Raw genomic sequence first — 17741 nt, forward strand, 5'->3', positions numbered from 1 at the left:
TGGCGTAAAGGTATTCTTATGATTAATGGAAAGAAAATTGGCGTTGGCATCGTGACCTACAACAGACCGGAGAGTCTGCTGCGGTTGTATCAATCTTTGCCGTTCGACGTGATTGATGAATTTGTCATCATTAATGATGGAAATGATTTTTCCCAGTTCGACGCAATAACGCACACTATCATCAAGAATGATGTCAATCTGGGCGTGGGAAAGAGTAAGAATAAAGCGTTGCAATACTTGCTTGATAAAAAAGTGGATCACTTTTTTATCATTGAAGATGATATCTATATAAAAGATAAGCGTGTATTTGAACAATATATCTTTATTTCCAAAGTGACCGGCATTCAGCATCTTAACTTTAGTCAGCATGGTCATAGCAATCATGATGAGAGTTACGTGCCGACACCCAATCTGGTGGCAACGTACAAAGAGTGTCAATTGCCGCTATTCGGTTTTTGTGTCGGGGCGTTCTCCTATTATTCGCTTCAGTGTCTGAAGAAAATTGGCTTAATGGATGAAAACTATTACAACGCCATGGAGCATGTCGACCATACGGTTTTAGCCTATAAAGCGGGAATGCATCCACCTTTCGGTTATTTTGCCGACATTCCCGATTCTGAAAAATATTTAGGTGACGATGACTGGAGTGAGAAACAGTCAACGATATGCAGTAAAGATAACTATGAAAATGTAAGAAATACAGCAATCAACTATTTTATAAAAAAACACGGCTGTTCACCTATCGATTTCATGGAGCAGGATCAGGCTAAGGTCATCGCGATGCTTAAGACCATAAAAAGCAAATACGCAAAAGTAAGTTTATTTACTTATAAACGTTAGCAAAAATTCATTAATTTCTCGTTATTGGCAAAACAGAAAAGGGTTACCGGGTGACCGCTCAATGGTCGCCCATGTCAAAAACCGACGGGTAGACCCATCATGGCCTGAATCTAATCTGGGCCGCATCTCCGAACACCGCAAAACAACAGCGGTGCCTAACCTTGTTTGCCGATCCTTGTAATGCCGTCGAGCGCAGGCTTGAAATTATCGCATTTCTGGTAAAACGCCATGGCGTCCTTCAGCATCCCTGAACACTCCAGTATGACGCCAATATTATAATTTGCTTTATAATTATTTACGCCTTCGCTGCGACCCGGCGGCATCTGTGTACATGATAAAAAGATATTTATCGCTTGTTGAAGATCGCCATTATTCATCAATATCAGCGCCTTCAGGAAGCTAAAGTCTGTTGAATGGCAATATTTTTCATACTCCAGAACGGTTAGTGCTTGTTTGTATTCACCAAGATTAATCAGCGCATAGCCGTAACCTTCTATTAACTGCTCATTATATTCATAGGAGAAATCCGTCTGGTAGCCAAGTGCCGTACTGAAACTTTCTGAGGCCGATAAATAGTCTTTTGCCAGATAATAACTCTTGCCTAACTGATAATGCAGATAAGGATCGGTGGGGTTGCCATCGATTGCGGTTCGTAGCAGCGTAATATTTCTGACGATTTTATCTTTGTTGAGCAGAATTTCCGTTTGATAGCCGACATGGTTCAGACTAATCGGCACGTAAAAGCGGTTGACCGGCGTAGCGGCGTTTCTGGCGTTAACTTGTTCGTGGATAATGCCGCGGTATTCATAAAGCGTTTTCCTGAATAGTCGGCCAATTCGCTCTCTGATGATACCGCCGCCGTTTGGGTCATCGATATAATCGACTCTTTCCACTCTTCCTATGCCTGTGGGATGAGCATCAATAAGTGTTGATAAAGCCGGTAAATCGATAAAAGACAATACTTCATCAGCATCAACAATTAGCACCCAATCATACTTCGCAAAAGAAAGGGAGAAATTTCTGGCCGCGGAGAAATCGGCTATCCATTGGAAATCATAAATTTTATTGGTGAAACGCGCGGCAATTTCTTTGGAGCAGTCGGTTGATCCGGTATCAACGACGACAATATCATCGAAATATTGAGCAAGGGCGTGGAGTGAATTTTCCAGGTGCTGAGCCTCATCTTTAACGATCATGCAAACGGATATCATGATAGCGTCGTTAATGATGGCGGAGTTTTGAAGATTTTGCATAGTAGCTATACCTAAAATGGAGTTGACGCTGGAGATGCAGCCTATGCATAAGCGTACTGCGTGTTATTAGCAAACTCATTTCCCAGCGCTCGGCTATTCATCATATCGTAAATCCTGACAAGAGGACTCGTTACGATTTGAAATGTTTTGCGTCCGTCTTGACCAGAATCGCCATCTTCCCATTGGGGATTTTATTCGTTATCGACGTGCAACTCATTCGGATGTTGTCGAGAGCTTGCGTGTATCGACGTCGTTGCAGAGAATGTCAGGAACGTTGTAAGGTGCCGTTCCCATCGCTGGATTTGACCGTGTTTCAGGATGAGAAAGTTAAAGCCTATCATCGGGTTTGTGCCGTCTATTCCCACCTGTAGGATTCTCGTATCCCAAATAACCCCCCTTTTACGCGCCTATTCATGCAATTGGCGACTCTAAGCAAAAGCATAATAGTGTCGATAACATTAGCATCGTAGGTATTTGTCACTGTGAGCGATTTGTATAACGCCGAAGGCACAATGGATAAAAATTCCCTGTGGAAGCGCTATGTTCCGCTAGTGCGCCATGAAGCCTTGCGTTTACAGGTTCGTCTCCCCGCGAGCGTCGAACTGGATGATTTACTCCAGGCGGGCGGTATCGGCTTGCTCAGCGCTGTTGAGCGTTATGATTCGTTGCAGGGTACGGCATTCACGACGTATGCGGTACAACGAATTCGTGGCTCAATGCTGGATGAACTCCGCAGCCGCGACTGGGCTCCCCGGAGCGTGCGGCGTAATGCGCGGGAAGTGGCACATGCAATGCAACAGGCTGAACAGCAGCTTGGCAGAACGCCAACCGAGCAGGAGGTCGCGCAAGCTTTGAATATCACGCTGGAAGAATATCGGCAGATTTTGTTGGACACGAATAATAGCCAACTCTTTTCTTACGATGAATGGCGTGAAGAACATGGCGATAGCGCGGAAGCTCTGCTGGAAGGAAGCGAAGATGCCAATCCGTTGCACCAACTGATGGAAGGTAATTTGCGTCATCGGGTTATGGAAGCCATAAAAAGCCTGCCTGAACGTGAAAAGTTGGTGCTGACGCTTTACTATCAGGAAGAACTGAACTTGAAAGAAATCGGTGCGGTACTTGAAGTAGGGGAGTCTCGTGTGAGTCAGTTGCATAGCCAGGCGATAAAGCGTCTGCGGGTAAAATTAATGAATGATGTTTAATTTGGCTGCGCAGAAAGAGTGTTATCACAATATATTGTTATGGAATGGATTCATGCCTCAATCAATTCGGAAGAAGCAGCTTTTCAGCCGTTATCTGAAAGATTTCAAGCATAAGCAAACACATTGCTCATACTGCAATAAAGAACTTGATCGCGTTTCATTAGTATTTCGTCATCAACTGGTTAATAAAAAATCTATTGACGATATTGATCGGTTAATTGATGACGACAAATGGTCAGATCTGCAACAGGAGCTAATACCCCTCTGTCGTTTCTGCAGTGAAATATTATGCAACACTTATACTAATTACTTCGATATTCAAGCGTTCACCCAATACCTGATTGAGCAGACAGACGTAAGACATAGCACGATGCGTGAATATGTCATTCGGCTACGCCGTTTGGATGAATTGCTTGTGGCGAAAAATTATCCAATTGAAATGTTCGCCAGAGACAACGTACAGCAACATATTTGTGACTCTTTTCCCAATCTTGAACAAAGTGTTTATCGAAGTGCATTGAGAAAGTACGATCAGTATTTGGTCTGGAAGAAACATTATTGACGAAATTGTGCGCTTTTGATGGCAGGGGTTGTGGAATTGGCGCATTTCGACTATATGTAAATATTATGGCAGTGTAAAAAAGCTTGCAATGTAGAGGCAAATTATTGCACTGTCATACTACTGAAATCATTTGGCTCTAATTTTTGACTTGATGATTAACAGTGGTTCTTAATACGGTCAATCATTATTCATCGGAATAGTTGTTGCCACAGTGAGGAACGCAAATGGTAATGTCCTTTTTGGGACTAAATGGTCGAAACCAACATTCTGGTCTTCTGACTCGCCAATGCGAGGAGCTTCTTTCCCACTTATTTTCCGCACTGTGTCTCTTATCGTTACCCCTCCTTTCCAACGCCTTTTTTCTGTCTAAACGTGTTTTACCGATTATGTTCCTGAGCTTGTTTTCCATTGGCTCGGGAAGATGTGTTATTAACTTTTTTCCGGTTTTGTTAAACCACCACAGTTCTTCATTTCTCCATCGGCTTAATAAGGAAGCCAACCTCGTTTGTGAGTGAAACGTCACGCGCTGTTCAGCAGTGCGGTAAGTGAAACAAACTGTAAGGTGCCACTATGGGAAGACAAAAAGCAGTGATCAAAGCACGTCGTGAAGCGAAACGCGTAATACGTCGTGAGTCGCGTAGTCATCGTCAACGTGAGGAAGAGTCGGTCACTTCTCTGGTTCATATGAGTGGGATTGAATCAATAGGCATGGCGCGGGAGAATCGCGACACGTCTGTTATTGAAGCCCGTACAGAAGCCCAGGAGTATTACTTGTCTGCAATAGAGAATAAACAGTTAATTTTCGCCACAGGGGAGGCGGGTTGTGGCAAAACGTTTCTGAGTGCGGCTAAGGCGGCGGAAGCACTTATTCATAAAGAGGTTGAGCGTATTATTGTTACCCGGCCGGTATTACAGGCCGATGAGGATCTCGGTTTTTTGCCTGGCGATATTGCCGAAAAGTTCGCCCCTTATTTTCGACCTGTGTATGACGTATTGTTGCGGAGATTGGGGGCGTCGTTTATGCAGTATTGTTTACGGCCAGAAATAGCTAAAGTTGAAATTGCGCCGTTTGCTTATATGCGCGGACGGACTTTTGAAAATGCGGTGGTTATTCTGGATGAAGCGCAAAATGTGACAGTGAACCAAATGAAAATGTTCCTGACGCGTTTAGGCGAGAATGTGACGGTGATCGTGAATGGTGATGTCACGCAATGTGATTTGCCTTCGGGGGTCAAATCCGGGTTGCGTGATGCGCTTGAGCGATTTATCGAGGATGATCTGGTGAGTATTGTCTCTTTTGGTAAACAGGATTGTGTTCGCTCAGAATTATGCCAGCGGACGCTCAATGCCTACGATTAGGGATTAAGTCGGATACGGAAGTCATACTAGGCAGGCGAGACAATAACAGGCCCTTACCAATATTCTTGGTGGGGCTTTCTTCATCCATATAAAAGAAAACGCCCCTGACGTAAGTCAGGGGCGTTTTCTTTTATATGGCGGTGAGGGAGGGATTCGAACCCTCGATACGTTTTCACGTATACACACTTTCCAGGCGTGCTCCTTCAGCCTCTCGGACACCTCACCGGATTGTCGCCGTATAGACGGTAACGGGGCGCTACTATAGGGAGTCACTCTACTTCGGTCAAGCAGTATTTATCCGTTTCGGAACATCTGGTTAAGCATTGAACGTCGTAGGGTTTTTACCCTGTGAAATGAGAGAAAACAGGGGGCTTTAATCACCATGACCATTGTGGGAAAGCCCATATATAGATAGCGGCCTGTGATTTTGGAACAGGAAACGGACGCGCTAAACCAGCAAGCTTTTGATATAGCTGCTCAGTCCCGCTTCTTTGCCGTTGGCGAAAAAATACTCCTGGAATCTCGGACCCGCGATAGCGCCTTTTACCAGATCCTGATCCAAACTTTTCAGAACAGTAATGAGGTCGTTATGGCTGACCGCTTTCACCGCATCCAAAATCTTTCTGTTGCGCTGTTGCAGGGCAACGCGATCGCTTGGGTAGCCTTTGCCGCCTTCTTCTTTGAACAACTGGCTGAACAGGATTTCCAGGTTTAGTTCGGCGCCCCAGCCGAAGCCTTTGGCAAAGGGTAGCGATACCGCGTTGCCATTGTTGATTTGAGAGAACAGGTAAGCGTCAGACGGATCTACAATCAGGCCGCAAAGTACGCCAGGGAAAGCGTTACAGGCCAGCATCGCGCCTTGACCCGTGCCGCAACCGGTTACCACGAAATCCGCTGCGCCACCATTCAGCAGGATTGCAGCCAGAATACCATTCTGAATGTAGGTCAGTTGTGCGGCATCTTCTGCCGCGTATTGACCGTAGTTGTATACGGTGTGGCCCATCGGCTCAACAGCTTTGCTCAGCGCGGCAGTAATAATTGCGTTTTTATCAGCCTGACTGTTCTCGTTAATCAATGCAATTTTCAAATTTATTCCTTATTAGTGCGGGACAAATGTATTTTATTAAAACTACATTTCAATTTAATTCGTGCAGTATACCGCTGCGACAATGAAGCGTAAATCGTGGCGTCAAAAGTGATATGGCACGTGGAATACGGTGCGGTTTCTGCGAGGAAACTAAGGGGAATAAGGGGGGTTTATAAGACTAATTGATGGGGAATACCCTAGGATTATGGCGCTGTAATACAGCGCCAGTCTAAAAGCGTTAGGCATCCGGGAAAGTCAGCGTGTTGCCGGGTGACTCTCGATTTAAGTGCAGGAAGTTCAGATGACGTTCGTACTGATCCAGAATGTCATTGATGATCTGTTCTTTGCTGTAGTCCATCAGATCATTCCCCTGACTCCCCTCCAGCAAGAAAGTTTCAAGACGGTAGTAATGTGATTTTCCAGAGCGAGCCCGATAGGTAAACGCCGGAATGGTGTAGCTTTGCGGCCAGATTTGGTACACGAAGTTTTGCTCGTCGCCCAAAACGACCAGAAGCTCAAGATGGTTCAGCCGTTCGTCTTCCACCGGAGGAAGTTCGCTAACTTGCACGTTGGCGCCCCGTAACGTTAATTCACGAGCAACGTCCTGCATGGCTGGCGCACAGACGTTATCCAGCATTTTCTGGGTATGGGTTGTACCGGGAAAATTCATGACGCGTGAAATTCTCTGTTTCCAGTTCAGGCGGTCATCGCTGGAGATAGGCATTGGCGCGGAGGATTGCAGAGCGCTGGCTTTGCGATAATCCTCCACCCGCAGCGATTTATACAGACCCGCCATGATGAATAACATAACGAAGCTAAAGGGGAGCCCCATAATCACGGTGGTGTTCTGTAAAGCGGATACGCCATTGGTCATCAGCATGCCCAATGTCAGCAAGCCGATGGTCACCGACCAGAAAATACGGAGCCAGTTTGGGGCATCGTTATTGATATCGCTCAGGCGGGAAGTAAAGTTACCCAGCACCAGAGAACCTGAATCCGCTGACGTGACGTAAAACAGCAGGCCGGTAATGGTTGCGACGGAGGCGCTCAGGCTAAACGCGGGATACTGCGCCAGCAGGCTGTAAAAACCGCGTTCGGGATATTGCATCACCTCGTTGGCAAAATCCAGATTGCCGTTGATGACCTGATACAGTGCGCTGTTACCAAAAATGGATAACCACAGTAAGGTGAACACAAAGGGAATGATCAGGGTGCCGACAACAAACTGTCTGATGGTTCGGCCGCGTGAAATTCTCGCCAGAAACAGGCCGACAAAGGGCGCCCAGGCTACCCACCACGCCCAGAAGAACAGCGTCCAGCTATTCATCCATTCTGTTGGGCGATCAAACGCAAAACTATTCAGCGTCATGCCGGTGAAGCGGTTGATGTAGTCGCCAACATTCAATACCAGCGCATTCAGCAAGAATGCGGTATCCCCCCAGAACAGTAAGAAGAGAACCAACCCTAGTGCAAGCAGCACATTCAACTCAGACAGAAATCGAATGCCGCGATTAACCCCGGAGGTAACGGATATCGTCGCCATGATAACCGACAGCAGGATCAGCGATGCCTGTACGGTCAGATTTTCCGGGATCTGAAACAGTACCTTCAAGCCATAATTGAGCTGTACGACGCCAATACCAAGCGTGGTGGCAATACCGAAGATTGTGCCGAGCACGGCAGCGATATCCACACTGTGACCAATCGGACCATTAATACGTTTGCCGAAAATGGGGTAGAGCGCAGACCGTATCGTCAGCGGCAAATTATAGCGATAGCTGAAGTAGCCGAGCGCGATGCCCATCAGGGCATACATAGACCAACCCGTCAGCCCGTAGTGAAACAACGTCCATACCATCGCCTGGCGCGCCGCCTCCAGCGTTTGTCCCTCGCCTTCAGGCGGCATCATGTATTGGGTAATGGGCTCGGCAACGGAAAAGAACATCAGGTCGATACCGATCCCCGCGGCAAACAGCATGGCAGCCCAACTTAGCAGACTGAACTCCGGCTTGGATTGTTCCGGCCCGAGTTTGATCGAACCAAAACGGGATGAGGCAATAAAAATGACAAAAATAATATAGAGCGTCGCGGCCAGCAGATAGTACCAACCGAAGGTGGCGGAAACCCAGTTCAGCGTTCGGGTAATCCATACATTGGCGATGTCGTCGAACAAAATGGTTAGCAGTGAAAAGGTCAAAATTAATGCTGCTGAGGTATAGAACACGACAGGATTAAGGCGATCCTGTTCGGGTTTTGTCGTGTTATCTGGTGCTGGCATGGCGATCCCCTGCGTTGCGCTTTACGATCCTCTGGCCAATTTCGTCTGCGAAGCGCGCTTAGCGCATATCAAGAATACTTACGCAGGACATCCGCTGAGTACGCTTGCAGTGAAAATGATCGCAGAATAAAAATACAAATATTGACACTTGGTTAGATTTATCACCGGAAATTCAATGATTTTAAGCTATAAATCATACAAACATTTAACGTTTTGACAATGAAATATATTCATTTTTTATTGAACGTTCAATCAAAAATAAGTTTAATGGATGGCGTGGGATGATAAAAAATCGGCGGGAGCGATTTTCAACATCATCTTGCGACACGAAAATCCAAGGTTTAGTGAGGAGTCATGTCGTGCCAAAAATTGGGATGCAACCAATCAGACGACAGCAACTTATTGAAGCAACGCTGGCTGCGATCAATGAGGTGGGAATGCATGATGCATCAATTGCGCAGATAGCCCGACGGGCTGGCGTCTCGAACGGTATTATCAGTCATTACTTCCGTGATAAGAACGGGTTACTTGAAGCGACCATGCGTTATCTGCTTAGTCAACTGGGGTTGGCGGTCAGGATGAGAGTACAGACGCTTGAGCAGAACACGCCTCGCGAACGTTTACGGGCCATTGCCGAGGGCAATTTCGATGACAGCCAAATCAACAGCGCGGCAATGAAAACCTGGTTGGCTTTCTGGGCATGCAGCATGCATTCCCCCATGCTTTACCGTTTGCAACAGGTCAACAGTCGACGGCTCTATTCTAACTTATGTGCCGAATTTGGGCGCTGTTTGGCGCGGGAGAAGGCGCGTATAGCAAGTAAGGGAATGGCCGGATTGATTGATGGACTGTGGCTGCGCGGTGCGCTTGGCGGTGAGGCATTCAACCGTGAGGAAGCATTGCACATTACCTATCAATATATTGAGCAACAACTGGCCGGCGTTTGAAACTGAGCGGCAGGGCAGCAAGCAGGAGTCTTTATGTCACGTTATGGTTTACAGCGGTTATATATCAATGGGGCTTATGTCGACAGCACCGGTAACGACACTTTCGACGCGATTAACCCGGCGAATGGTGAAGTCATCGCCCAGATTCAGGCGGCAACGAATGCTGATGTGGATAACGCTGTAGCGGCGGCGGCGGTGGGACAAAAGGTCTGGGCGGCAATGACGGCAATGGCGCGCTCACGCATTTTAAGACGTGCCGTGGATATTTTACGTGAACGGAATGATGAGCTGGCGCTGATTGAAACTCATGATACGGGCAAACCACTGTCAGAAACGCGTCACGTTGATATTGTGACCGGAGCGGACGTGCTGGAGTACTACGCCGGATTAATCCCCATGTTGGAAGGCCAGCAAATTCCGCTGCGTGAAAGCACGTTTATTTATACCCGACGCGAGCCTTTAGGCGTAGTTGCCGGCATTGGCGCCTGGAACTATCCCATCCAAATTGCATTGTGGAAATCGGCGCCGGCGCTGGCCGCAGGCAATGCCATGATATTCAAACCGAGCGAAGTCACATCGCTGACCGCGTTAAAGCTGGCGGAAATCTATACGCAGGCAGGGCTGCCGGATGGTGTTTTCAATGTATTGACGGGGACGGGAAAATCCGTCGGTCAGGCGCTGACGGCACATCCGGGCATTGCCAAAGTTTCTTTTACCGGCGGCGTCGCCAGCGGGAAAAAGGTCATGGCTGATGCGGCAGGTTCGACATTAAAAGAGGTGACGATGGAATTGGGTGGTAAATCGCCGCTGATTATTTTCAACGACGCCGACCTGGATAAAGCGGCCGATATCGCCATGATGGCGAATTTTTTCAGTTCAGGTCAGGTGTGCACCAATGGGACGCGGGTTTTTATTCCCGGTGCCTTAAAAGCCAGTTTCGAACAAAAAATCCTGGCGCGCGTGCAGCGTATTCGCGTTGGCGATCCGACGGATGCGACCGTGAATTTTGGGCCGCTGGTCAGCTTCGCGCACTTGGAATCGGTTCTGCGTAATATAGAAGCAGGCCAACGTGAAGGTGCGAAACTGTTGGCGGGAGGACGCCGTCTGACGGATTCGCCTTATGCTCAGGGAGCCTATGTCGCTCCGACGGTCTTTACCGATTGTCAGGATGACATGCGGATTGTCCGGGAGGAAATTTTCGGGCCAGTCATGAGTATTTTAAGTTATGACAGCGAGGAGGCGGTGATCCGTCGGGCCAATGAATCCGAATACGGTTTGGCTGCGGGGATAGTTACGCGCGACCTGAATCGCGCTCATCGGGTCATCCATCAGTTGCAAGCCGGCATCTGTTGGATTAACACGTGGGGCGAGTCGCCGGCTGCAATGCCTGTGGGCGGCTACAAACACTCTGGTGTCGGGCGTGAAAACGGCGTCACGACGTTGGAACACTATACGCAAATCAAATCAATACAGGTTGAGCTGGGTGAATTCAGCTCGGTTTTTTAAACGCAGCAGGAGAAAGCCGATGAAATATGATTACATCATTATCGGGGCGGGATCGGCGGGTAACGTGCTGGCAACCCGTTTAACGGAAGATCGCGATGTCACTGTGCTATTGCTTGAAGCTGGCGGGCCGGATTATCGGCTGGATTTTCGCACACAGATGCCTGCTGCGTTGGCTTATCCGTTACAGGGGCGCCGCTATAACTGGGCCTATGAAACCGATCCTGAGCCTTATATGAATAATCGTCGTATGGAGTGCGGCCGCGGAAAAGGGTTGGGCGGTTCATCGCTGATTAACGGCATGTGTTATATCCGTGGAAACGCGATGGATTTTGACAACTGGGCGACGATGCCCGGTTTGGAAGACTGGCGCTATCTGGATTGTCTGCCTTATTTTCGTAAAGCGGAAACCCGGGATACGGGGCCTAACGATTATCATGGCGGGGACGGACCGGTTTGTGTCACGACGCCAAAGGCCGGTAATAACGAACTGTTTCACGCGATGGTTGAAGCGGGGGTGCAGGCGGGTTATCCCAAAACTGACGATCTCAATGGTTATCAACAGGAAGGGTTTGGACCCATGGATCGTACCGTGACGCCGAAAGGACGTCGCGCGAGTACCGCCAGGGGCTATCTCGATCAAGCGCGTGGGCGTAGGAATTTGACCATCGTCACACAGGCGTTAACCGATACTATTATCTTTGAAGGTAAACGTGCTGTTGGTGTGAATTACGTTAAAGCTAATGGTAGCGATCTTCAGACTGCAAGCGCGCGTCGCGAAGTGTTGCTGTGTGCCGGGGCCATTGCGTCGCCGCAGATTCTGCAACGTTCGGGGGTTGGGCCTGCGGACTGGCTTAATCGTCTTAACATTCCTGTGGTGCATGATTTACCCGGCGTTGGCGAAAATTTGCAAGATCATCTGGAGATGTATCTGCAATATGCCTGCAAAGAACCGGTATCGCTCTATCCCGCGCTTCGGTGGTTTAATCAACCGCAAATCGGTGCTGAGTGGTTGTTCAAGGGAACGGGGATTGGGGCCAGTAATCAGTTTGAAGCCGGTGGTTTTATCCGCAGCAGCGAAGAGTTCGCCTGGCCGAACATTCAGTATCATTTTCTACCGGTCGCCATTAATTACAACGGCAGCAACGCGGTGAAAGAGCACGGCTTTCAGGCGCATGTCGGATCGATGCGTTCGCCAAGCCGCGGACGCGTTAGGGTGAAATCGAGGGACGCAAGCGAGCATCCGAGCATTCTATTCAATTACATGTCGACCGAGCAGGACTGGCGTGAGTTCCGGGATGCAATTCGGATTACGCGCGAAATCATGTCACAACCCGCATTGGACAAATACCGGGGCCGTGAAATCAGCCCCGGCGCCGATGTTCAAACGGATGAGGAACTTGATGCGTTCATCCGTGCTCATGCCGAAACGGCATTCCATCCATCCTGTTCGTGCAAAATGGGTGAAGATGAGATGGCGGTGGTCGATGGTCAGGGGCGTGTTCATGGTATGGAAGCGTTAAGGGTGGTCGACGCCTCCATCATGCCGCAAATCATCACCGGCAATCTGAATGCAACAACGATCATGATGGCGGAAAAAATTGCTGACCGTATCCGTGGCCGTCAGCCTTTACCGAGCAGTCAGGCTTCTTACTATGTTGCGGGATCGGCGCCGGCAAAGCGCATTTAATATCGCCGCGTCACCCATGTTGCGAATGCGGTTATACTTTTCATTGATATACACAACCTGACAAAAAAATGTCCTCAGGCTATTACTATGAAGGAACACATAAGTTGATGACATTATTTCCTCGAGGTAGAAAAATGAATAACTGGATGCAACAGATTCAAGGTCTATTGAACTCCGGTAGTAAGCAGGGCAGCCAACGTCAAGGCGGCAGTAAGGGTAATAATCTGGGCGATATGCTCAAACCTGCGGCGTTTGGTGGTCTGGCTGGCGTATTGATGTCGAATAAATCAGCCAGAAAACTGATGGGATCGTTGGGTAAAAACGCGCTGATTATTGGCGGCAGCGCCGCGGTCGGCGTTGTTTTATGGAATCAGTATAAGAAGCGCGTTCGTGACACCCATCAGGATGATCCACAATTCGGCGTTCAGTCATCATCTGATAATGCGCGTACACGCCGTTTGGTTCAGGCGTTAGTCTTTGCCGCCAAGAGTGATGGGCATATTGACGAGGCAGAGAAACAACGCATTGATGAAAATATTCAGCAACTGCAATTGGGCAGCGAGGCTCAGCAGTGGGTACAGGACGCTATCGCCAAGCCCCTGGATCCCGAGCTGTTAGCCAAAGACGTCAAGAATGAGGAAGAGGCGCTGGAGGTGTATTTCCTGAGCTGTGCGGTGATCGATATCGATCATTTTATGGAGAAAAGCTATCTGGATGCGCTGGCGACGTCACTAAAGATCCCTCAGGATGTGCGCGAGTCAATTGCAAATGAGATAAACAACCAGAAATAAGCCGATATTCCACAAAATGTACAAAGGGGCAGCGGGTGAAACATTCATGGTTTCGCCCGCTATTGCGATTTAGAAGGCGCTTGTATCTTTGAATAATCCAACTTTGAGCTCATTCGCAGTATAGATGAGCTGATCGTCTACAAACACTTCACCATCAGCAATACCCATCACCAAACGACGATTGATGACGCGCTTGAAATGGATACGGTAGGTCACTTTTTTCGCTGTCGGCAAGACTTGTCCGGTAAATTTCACTTCACCCACACCCAGTGCGCGTCCTTTACCCTCGCCACCCAGCCAGCCTAAATAGAAGCCAACCAACTGCCACATGGCATCCAGGCCCAGGCAGCCGGGCATCACGGGATCGCCGATGAAATGGCAGCCAAAGAACCACAGGTCAGGGGTGATATCCAGTTCTGCTTCCACATATCCTTTACCATGATGGCCGCCATCTTCGGTCATTTTTATGACCCGATCCATCATCAGCATGTCAGGGGCTGGCAACTGTGGTCCTTGCGGGCCAAACAGTTCGCCACGGCTGGAGGCAAGAAGGTCTTCTTTCGTATAGGATTCGCGTTTATCTACCATGTTCTTTGTAAGCCTTGTTTTAATGAAGCACGCAGGTTAGCGTACAGCTGTACGCCGGGCAAGTCTGTAACGTCTGGTTAAACCAGTTTCAACGAAAAAACCAGGGGAAACGTCGCCGTTCCTGCGGATTTAATTGACTGATTCGCTCCCGAATGGCTGACAGTAAACTTGGTTGATGTTCGTCATCGTAAACAACATTTGTCAGTAAGGATATCGCTTCTGGCGCCGTTTCCACCGGGAAAAGATGGAATTGCCCTTCGCGAACGGCGTCAACAACATCTTTGTGCAAACATAAATGGCGCAGGTTCGCAACCGGCAGTATCACACCTTGCTGCCCAGTCAGTCCACGACGTTGACAGACTTCAAAGAAACCTTCTATTTTCTCGTTTACACCGCCGATGGGCTGTACGTGACCGAACTGATCAACCGAACCAGTCACGGCAATCTGCTGGTTGATCGGTTGTTGGGAGAGTGCGCTGACAAAAGCGCAGAGCTCGGCGAGTGAGGCGCTATCACCATCAACTTCTCCATAGGATTGCTCAAAAACGATGGACGCAGAGAAAGGAAGCTGTTGATCAAGTTCAAGCTCAGAAATGAGAAATGCCTGCATAATCATCATGCCTTTAGCATGCAGATTGCCGCCAAGTTCTACTTTACGCTCAACGTCGGTGAACTCGCCGTCGCCAGGATGAACCACACAACTAATGCGCGTTGGTTCACCGAACATAATCGGATAACCCGGATATTCTAAAACGGAAAGACCGTTGACCTGTCCTATCACATGGCCTTCGGTTTCGATCAGAATTTGGCCCAGTTCAATTTCATCCTGCATGCGTTCATGAAGATAACTTTCACGCCAGCGACGGGCTGCTATTGCGTCAATCAGCGTCTGAGCGCTGATTTCCTGATTTTGAGCGTAGAGCGCGACATATTTCAACTGATGTGTCAGCCAAACAGGACACAGCGGCAGGCTGCTTTGATCGCCACTATTACGTACGGACAGGTTGACGAATTCAGGCCATGCATCGGCAGCCAGCAGGGGTAACTGATTGTCCAGACACAGTGAGTTGATGTAAGCGCACCAACGCGCCATATCCTCGATATCAATAAGCTGTAACTGTGCCTCGAACTCGCCGTAAACCGACAGGCTGCCCAACTCTGGTTCTATGTCGTGAATATCACCTAAACTTTCGCGATCGCCAAGAATAATCAATCGTATATTCAGTGGCATAGGAGGAATGTCAACCAGCAAGGGCTTGCGTTCATCCGGCGATTGCCAGCGGTATACCCCTTCGGTAATCATCTGTTTCAGACGTAGCCACATTAATGGCTGAGCCAGCAATGCTCTGGCAGAAAGGATGAGCGTACCGCCGTTGACCTGATGAATCAGCCCAGGGTTAAGCGTGATTTCATCCTGAAAAAACCTGACGCAACCAAATAATTGCTCTGGCTCAACCCATTCCTGATAACAGCAAGCGTGCTGCGCGGCGAAGTTGTCATGAGGTTGTGTCGCGGGCGCAACACGAACCTGGCGGCCTTCCACCTCATATCGGCTACCCAATAAGGGGCGGCTTTCGGGCCTGATGGTATTTACCACTTTGGCTACCAGTGCCATATATTCGCTATTCTCCTGCGCTTTCAGCAGCATGAAACGCGAAGGTGCACGAGGGTGGCAAAAAAGCGTCAAACTGTCAGCCAGACGGGATTGGATGGCAGAAAATTCAGCAGGGGCAAGCTGTGCCGCCTGAGTGAATAATGTTTGATAAGGCGTATGATTGGGCAGTAGATGCTGCCATGCAAGTCGGTTACTGGTCAAAGTATCAAATGTAGTCGTCTAAAGGAAAAGCGTGATTATACAAGAATAATGCAGGCTGCACAGAAAGAGAGTCATTCGGTACAAAAGCGTTTCCTGAATATGCTCAGAATGTATAAAAAATAGCCTTAAAAATGTGTAGGAGAAGGTTAAAAAGGCCAAAAAACTGTTATTCTAAGTATAACGTTACACGGTCACTGAAGAATTCAATATGAAATATCAACAATTAGAAAACCTTGAGTGTGGGTGGAAATGGAAATATCTGGTGAAAAAACACCGTGAAGGTGAGGATATCACCCGCTTTCTGGAGAAAAGCGCGGCTGAGGAAGCAATAACTCTGCTGCTGAAAATGGAAAACCAACCAGTCAAAGTGCTGGAGTGGATTGAGCAGTGTATGAGTCCTGCATTAGAAAACCGCATGAAGCAAACGATTCGAGCGAGGCGGAAACGCCATTTTAATGCCGAGCATCAGCATACACGCAAGAAGTCGATAGACCTGGAATATCTGGTTTGGCAGCGCTTGGCGGGGCTGGCGCAGCGGCGTGGGAATACGTTATCGGAAACAATTGTGCAACTGATAGAAGACGCCGAACATAAGGAAAGATATGCCAACCAGATGTCGTCGTTGAAGCAGGATCTTGAAGCCATTTTGAATAAAGACAACCGTTAGGTTTTATTACCTGGTCTGGAAAGAAAAAACCTCGCCGAAGCGAGGTCTTTTCGTTGATAACTTAAGCTTGTGGCTGAGTTACAACATCTTTGATGCCTTTAACTTCGATCTCTACACGACGATCCGGTGCCAGGCACTCGATCAGCGCAGCACGCCCTTTCACGTTGTCACAGGTTGAACCGGTAACAGGGTTGGATTCGCCTTGACCATTAGCAGTGATTTTGTTTGCCGGGATACCTTTAGCTATCAGGTAATCCACAACGGTTTGAGCACGTTTTTCAGACAGCCCCTGGTTGTATTTCTCTGAACCTAAACGGTCAGTGTAGCCCAGAACAATAACGGAACCGTCTTTCGGATCCATCGAGCTCAACTGAGAGTAAAGTTGATCCAGCGATTGTTGGCCTTCTGGTTTCAACGTTGCTTTGTTGAAGTTGAACAGAACGTCAGACTTCAGGGTGAAACGCTTGGTTTCAACAACTGGAGCCGGAGCCGGAGTAACAGCAGGCGCTACGTAGTCATCTTGTCCGAAACGGTAAGAAACACCTGCGCTCATAAACATGTTATCAGGACGTGCACCTACTGTGCCCGCGTCACCGATGTTGCTAATCCATTGATAATCTACGCGAACTGCCCAGTTTTTATCAAAGGCGTATTCAATACCCAGAGCGGCCAGCGGAGAGACACCGGTGTCATCGTTGTTACGATCGACGCCACTTTGCGCCGCATGGCTGTCAGCACGCCATACGATACCACCCAGACGGGTATAGATATCGAGATCGGTGTATACGGGATAGCTTAATTTAGCAGCCAACTGAACACCTTGAGCTTTAAAGCTTGCACTGTCAGTGTTTGAAGTTGAAGAACCCGCATACTTCAAGCGGCCCAGCCAATCGTAGCCCAATTCAAAACCCAGATAAGGGTTAGCTTGATAACCCAGGAAAGCACCTGCGCCTAATTTGCTTATGTTAGGGTTGTTGTTGATACCTTCATAACCGTTTCCATAGAAACCAGTATCATGAAATTGAGAAACACCCAGTTTACCACCCACATACCAGGTGTCATCTTTCGGTGCGGCTTGAGCTACGGTAGCGAAGCCAGCCAGTGCCACTGCAATTGCTATAGCTGTTTTTTTCATTTTGTACGCCTCATTTATCA

General features: G+C 48.3%; 15 protein-coding genes and 1 tRNA gene. 9 read left to right on the forward strand and 7 right to left on the reverse strand.

Annotation, left to right across the window (positions count from 1 at the left end; genetic code table 11):
* Nucleotides 1-18 precede the first annotated feature (18 nt).
* Nucleotides 19-840 (forward strand): glycosyltransferase family 2 protein, encoded by an 822-nt coding sequence (locus EH207_RS06915; RefSeq protein ID WP_137713312.1) that lies wholly within the window; start codon nt 19-21, stop codon nt 838-840.
* Nucleotides 841-995: 155 nt separating this feature from the next.
* On the opposite strand, the gene EH207_RS06920 is transcribed toward EH207_RS06915, so the two are convergent.
* A complete protein-coding gene (locus EH207_RS06920; RefSeq protein ID WP_137715292.1) occupies nt 996-2051 on the reverse strand; it encodes a glycosyltransferase in 1056 nt (351 codons plus the stop codon).
* A gap of 524 nt (nt 2052-2575) precedes the next feature.
* On the opposite strand from EH207_RS06920, the gene EH207_RS06925 reads away from it, so the two are divergent.
* The 3 genes from EH207_RS06925 (at nt 2576) to phoH (ending at nt 5219) form a co-directional block, all read left to right on the forward strand.
* A complete protein-coding gene (locus tag EH207_RS06925) occupies nt 2576-3298 on the forward strand; it encodes an RNA polymerase sigma factor FliA (protein ID WP_137713313.1) in 723 nt (240 codons plus the stop codon).
* Between the two features lie 52 nt (nt 3299-3350).
* On the forward strand, nt 3351-3860 hold the full coding sequence (gene fliZ / locus EH207_RS06930) for a flagella biosynthesis regulatory protein FliZ (protein WP_137713314.1): 510 nt from the start codon (nt 3351-3353) through the stop codon (nt 3858-3860).
* Nucleotides 3861-4430: 570 nt separating this feature from the next.
* On the forward strand, nt 4431-5219 hold the full coding sequence (gene phoH / locus EH207_RS06935; protein ID WP_137713315.1) for a phosphate starvation-inducible protein PhoH: 789 nt from the start codon (nt 4431-4433) through the stop codon (nt 5217-5219).
* Nucleotides 5220-5354: 135 nt separating this feature from the next.
* Here phoH and EH207_RS06940 read toward each other — a convergent pair.
* The 3 genes from EH207_RS06940 to EH207_RS06950 all read right to left on the reverse strand — a co-directional run bounded on the left by EH207_RS06940 (nt 5355) and on the right by EH207_RS06950 (nt 8584).
* Nucleotides 5355-5444: transfer RNA gene (locus tag EH207_RS06940), tRNA-Ser, on the reverse strand.
* A gap of 223 nt (nt 5445-5667) precedes the next feature.
* Complete coding sequence (locus EH207_RS06945; protein ID WP_137713316.1) at nt 5668-6306, reverse strand: RpiB/LacA/LacB family sugar-phosphate isomerase; 639 nt, start codon at nt 6304-6306, stop codon at nt 5668-5670.
* Nucleotides 6307-6544: 238 nt separating this feature from the next.
* The gene (locus EH207_RS06950; protein WP_137713317.1) at nt 6545-8584 is read right to left on the reverse strand and encodes a choline transporter; all 2040 of its coding nucleotides are present in this window, start codon (nt 8582-8584) and stop codon (nt 6545-6547) included.
* A 359-nt stretch (nt 8585-8943) separates the two neighbouring features.
* On the opposite strand from EH207_RS06950, the gene betI reads away from it, so the two are divergent.
* The 4 genes from betI to EH207_RS06970 all read left to right on the forward strand — a co-directional run bounded on the left by betI (nt 8944) and on the right by EH207_RS06970 (nt 13515).
* Nucleotides 8944-9531: a transcriptional regulator BetI gene (gene betI, locus EH207_RS06955; RefSeq protein WP_137713318.1), complete on the forward strand. Its 588-nt coding sequence runs from the start codon at nt 8944-8946 to the stop codon at nt 9529-9531.
* Between the two features lie 33 nt (nt 9532-9564).
* Complete coding sequence (betB, locus tag EH207_RS06960) at nt 9565-11037, forward strand: betaine-aldehyde dehydrogenase (RefSeq protein WP_137713319.1); 1473 nt, start codon at nt 9565-9567, stop codon at nt 11035-11037.
* 19 nt (nt 11038-11056) lie between these two features.
* Complete coding sequence (gene betA / locus EH207_RS06965; protein ID WP_137713320.1) at nt 11057-12724, forward strand: choline dehydrogenase; 1668 nt, start codon at nt 11057-11059, stop codon at nt 12722-12724.
* 134 nt (nt 12725-12858) lie between these two features.
* Nucleotides 12859-13515, forward strand: a complete 657-nt coding sequence (locus EH207_RS06970) for a tellurite resistance TerB family protein (protein ID WP_137713321.1) — start codon at nt 12859-12861, stop codon at nt 13513-13515.
* A gap of 69 nt (nt 13516-13584) precedes the next feature.
* Here the strand turns inward: EH207_RS06970 and fabA are convergent, their stop codons facing one another.
* Nucleotides 13585-14103 (reverse strand): bifunctional 3-hydroxydecanoyl-ACP dehydratase/trans-2-decenoyl-ACP isomerase, encoded by a 519-nt coding sequence (gene fabA / locus EH207_RS06975; RefSeq protein WP_137713322.1) that lies wholly within the window; start codon nt 14101-14103, stop codon nt 13585-13587.
* A gap of 88 nt (nt 14104-14191) precedes the next feature.
* Nucleotides 14192-15919: an AAA family ATPase gene (locus tag EH207_RS06980; protein ID WP_137713323.1), complete on the reverse strand. Its 1728-nt coding sequence runs from the start codon at nt 15917-15919 to the stop codon at nt 14192-14194.
* A 208-nt stretch (nt 15920-16127) separates the two neighbouring features.
* On the opposite strand from EH207_RS06980, the gene matP reads away from it, so the two are divergent.
* A complete protein-coding gene (gene matP / locus EH207_RS06985) occupies nt 16128-16586 on the forward strand; it encodes a macrodomain Ter protein MatP (RefSeq protein WP_137713324.1) in 459 nt (152 codons plus the stop codon).
* A 61-nt stretch (nt 16587-16647) separates the two neighbouring features.
* Here the strand turns inward: matP and ompA are convergent, their stop codons facing one another.
* On the reverse strand, nt 16648-17721 hold the full coding sequence (gene ompA / locus EH207_RS06990) for a porin OmpA (RefSeq protein ID WP_137713325.1): 1074 nt from the start codon (nt 17719-17721) through the stop codon (nt 16648-16650).
* Nucleotides 17722-17741: the final 20 nt, after the last annotated feature.

The sequence above is a fragment of the Brenneria rubrifaciens genome (assembly GCF_005484945.1).
In the GTDB taxonomy this organism is placed as follows: Bacteria; Pseudomonadota; Gammaproteobacteria; order Enterobacterales; family Enterobacteriaceae; genus Brenneria; species Brenneria rubrifaciens.

Excerpts from the sequence above, each read along its gene's own strand:
- EH207_RS06915 (WP_137713312.1), top strand. The coding sequence starts at position 19 with ATGATTAATGGAAAGAAAATTGGCGTTGGCATCGTGACCTACAACAGA.
- EH207_RS06920 (WP_137715292.1), bottom strand. The coding sequence starts at position 2,051 with ATGATATCCGTTTGCATGATCGTTAAAGATGAGGCTCAGCACCTGGAA.
- fliZ (WP_137713314.1), top strand. The coding sequence starts at position 3,351 with ATGCCTCAATCAATTCGGAAGAAGCAGCTTTTCAGCCGTTATCTGAAA.
- phoH (WP_137713315.1), top strand. The coding sequence starts at position 4,431 with ATGGGAAGACAAAAAGCAGTGATCAAAGCACGTCGTGAAGCGAAACGC.
- EH207_RS06950 (WP_137713317.1), bottom strand. The coding sequence starts at position 8,584 with ATGCCAGCACCAGATAACACGACAAAACCCGAACAGGATCGCCTTAAT.
- betB (WP_137713319.1), top strand. The coding sequence starts at position 9,565 with ATGTCACGTTATGGTTTACAGCGGTTATATATCAATGGGGCTTATGTC.
- betA (WP_137713320.1), top strand. The coding sequence starts at position 11,057 with ATGAAATATGATTACATCATTATCGGGGCGGGATCGGCGGGTAACGTG.
- EH207_RS06970 (WP_137713321.1), top strand. The coding sequence starts at position 12,859 with ATGAATAACTGGATGCAACAGATTCAAGGTCTATTGAACTCCGGTAGT.
- fabA (WP_137713322.1), bottom strand. The coding sequence starts at position 14,103 with ATGGTAGATAAACGCGAATCCTATACGAAAGAAGACCTTCTTGCCTCC.
- matP (WP_137713324.1), top strand. The coding sequence starts at position 16,128 with ATGAAATATCAACAATTAGAAAACCTTGAGTGTGGGTGGAAATGGAAA.
- ompA (WP_137713325.1), bottom strand. The coding sequence starts at position 17,721 with ATGAAAAAAACAGCTATAGCAATTGCAGTGGCACTGGCTGGCTTCGCT.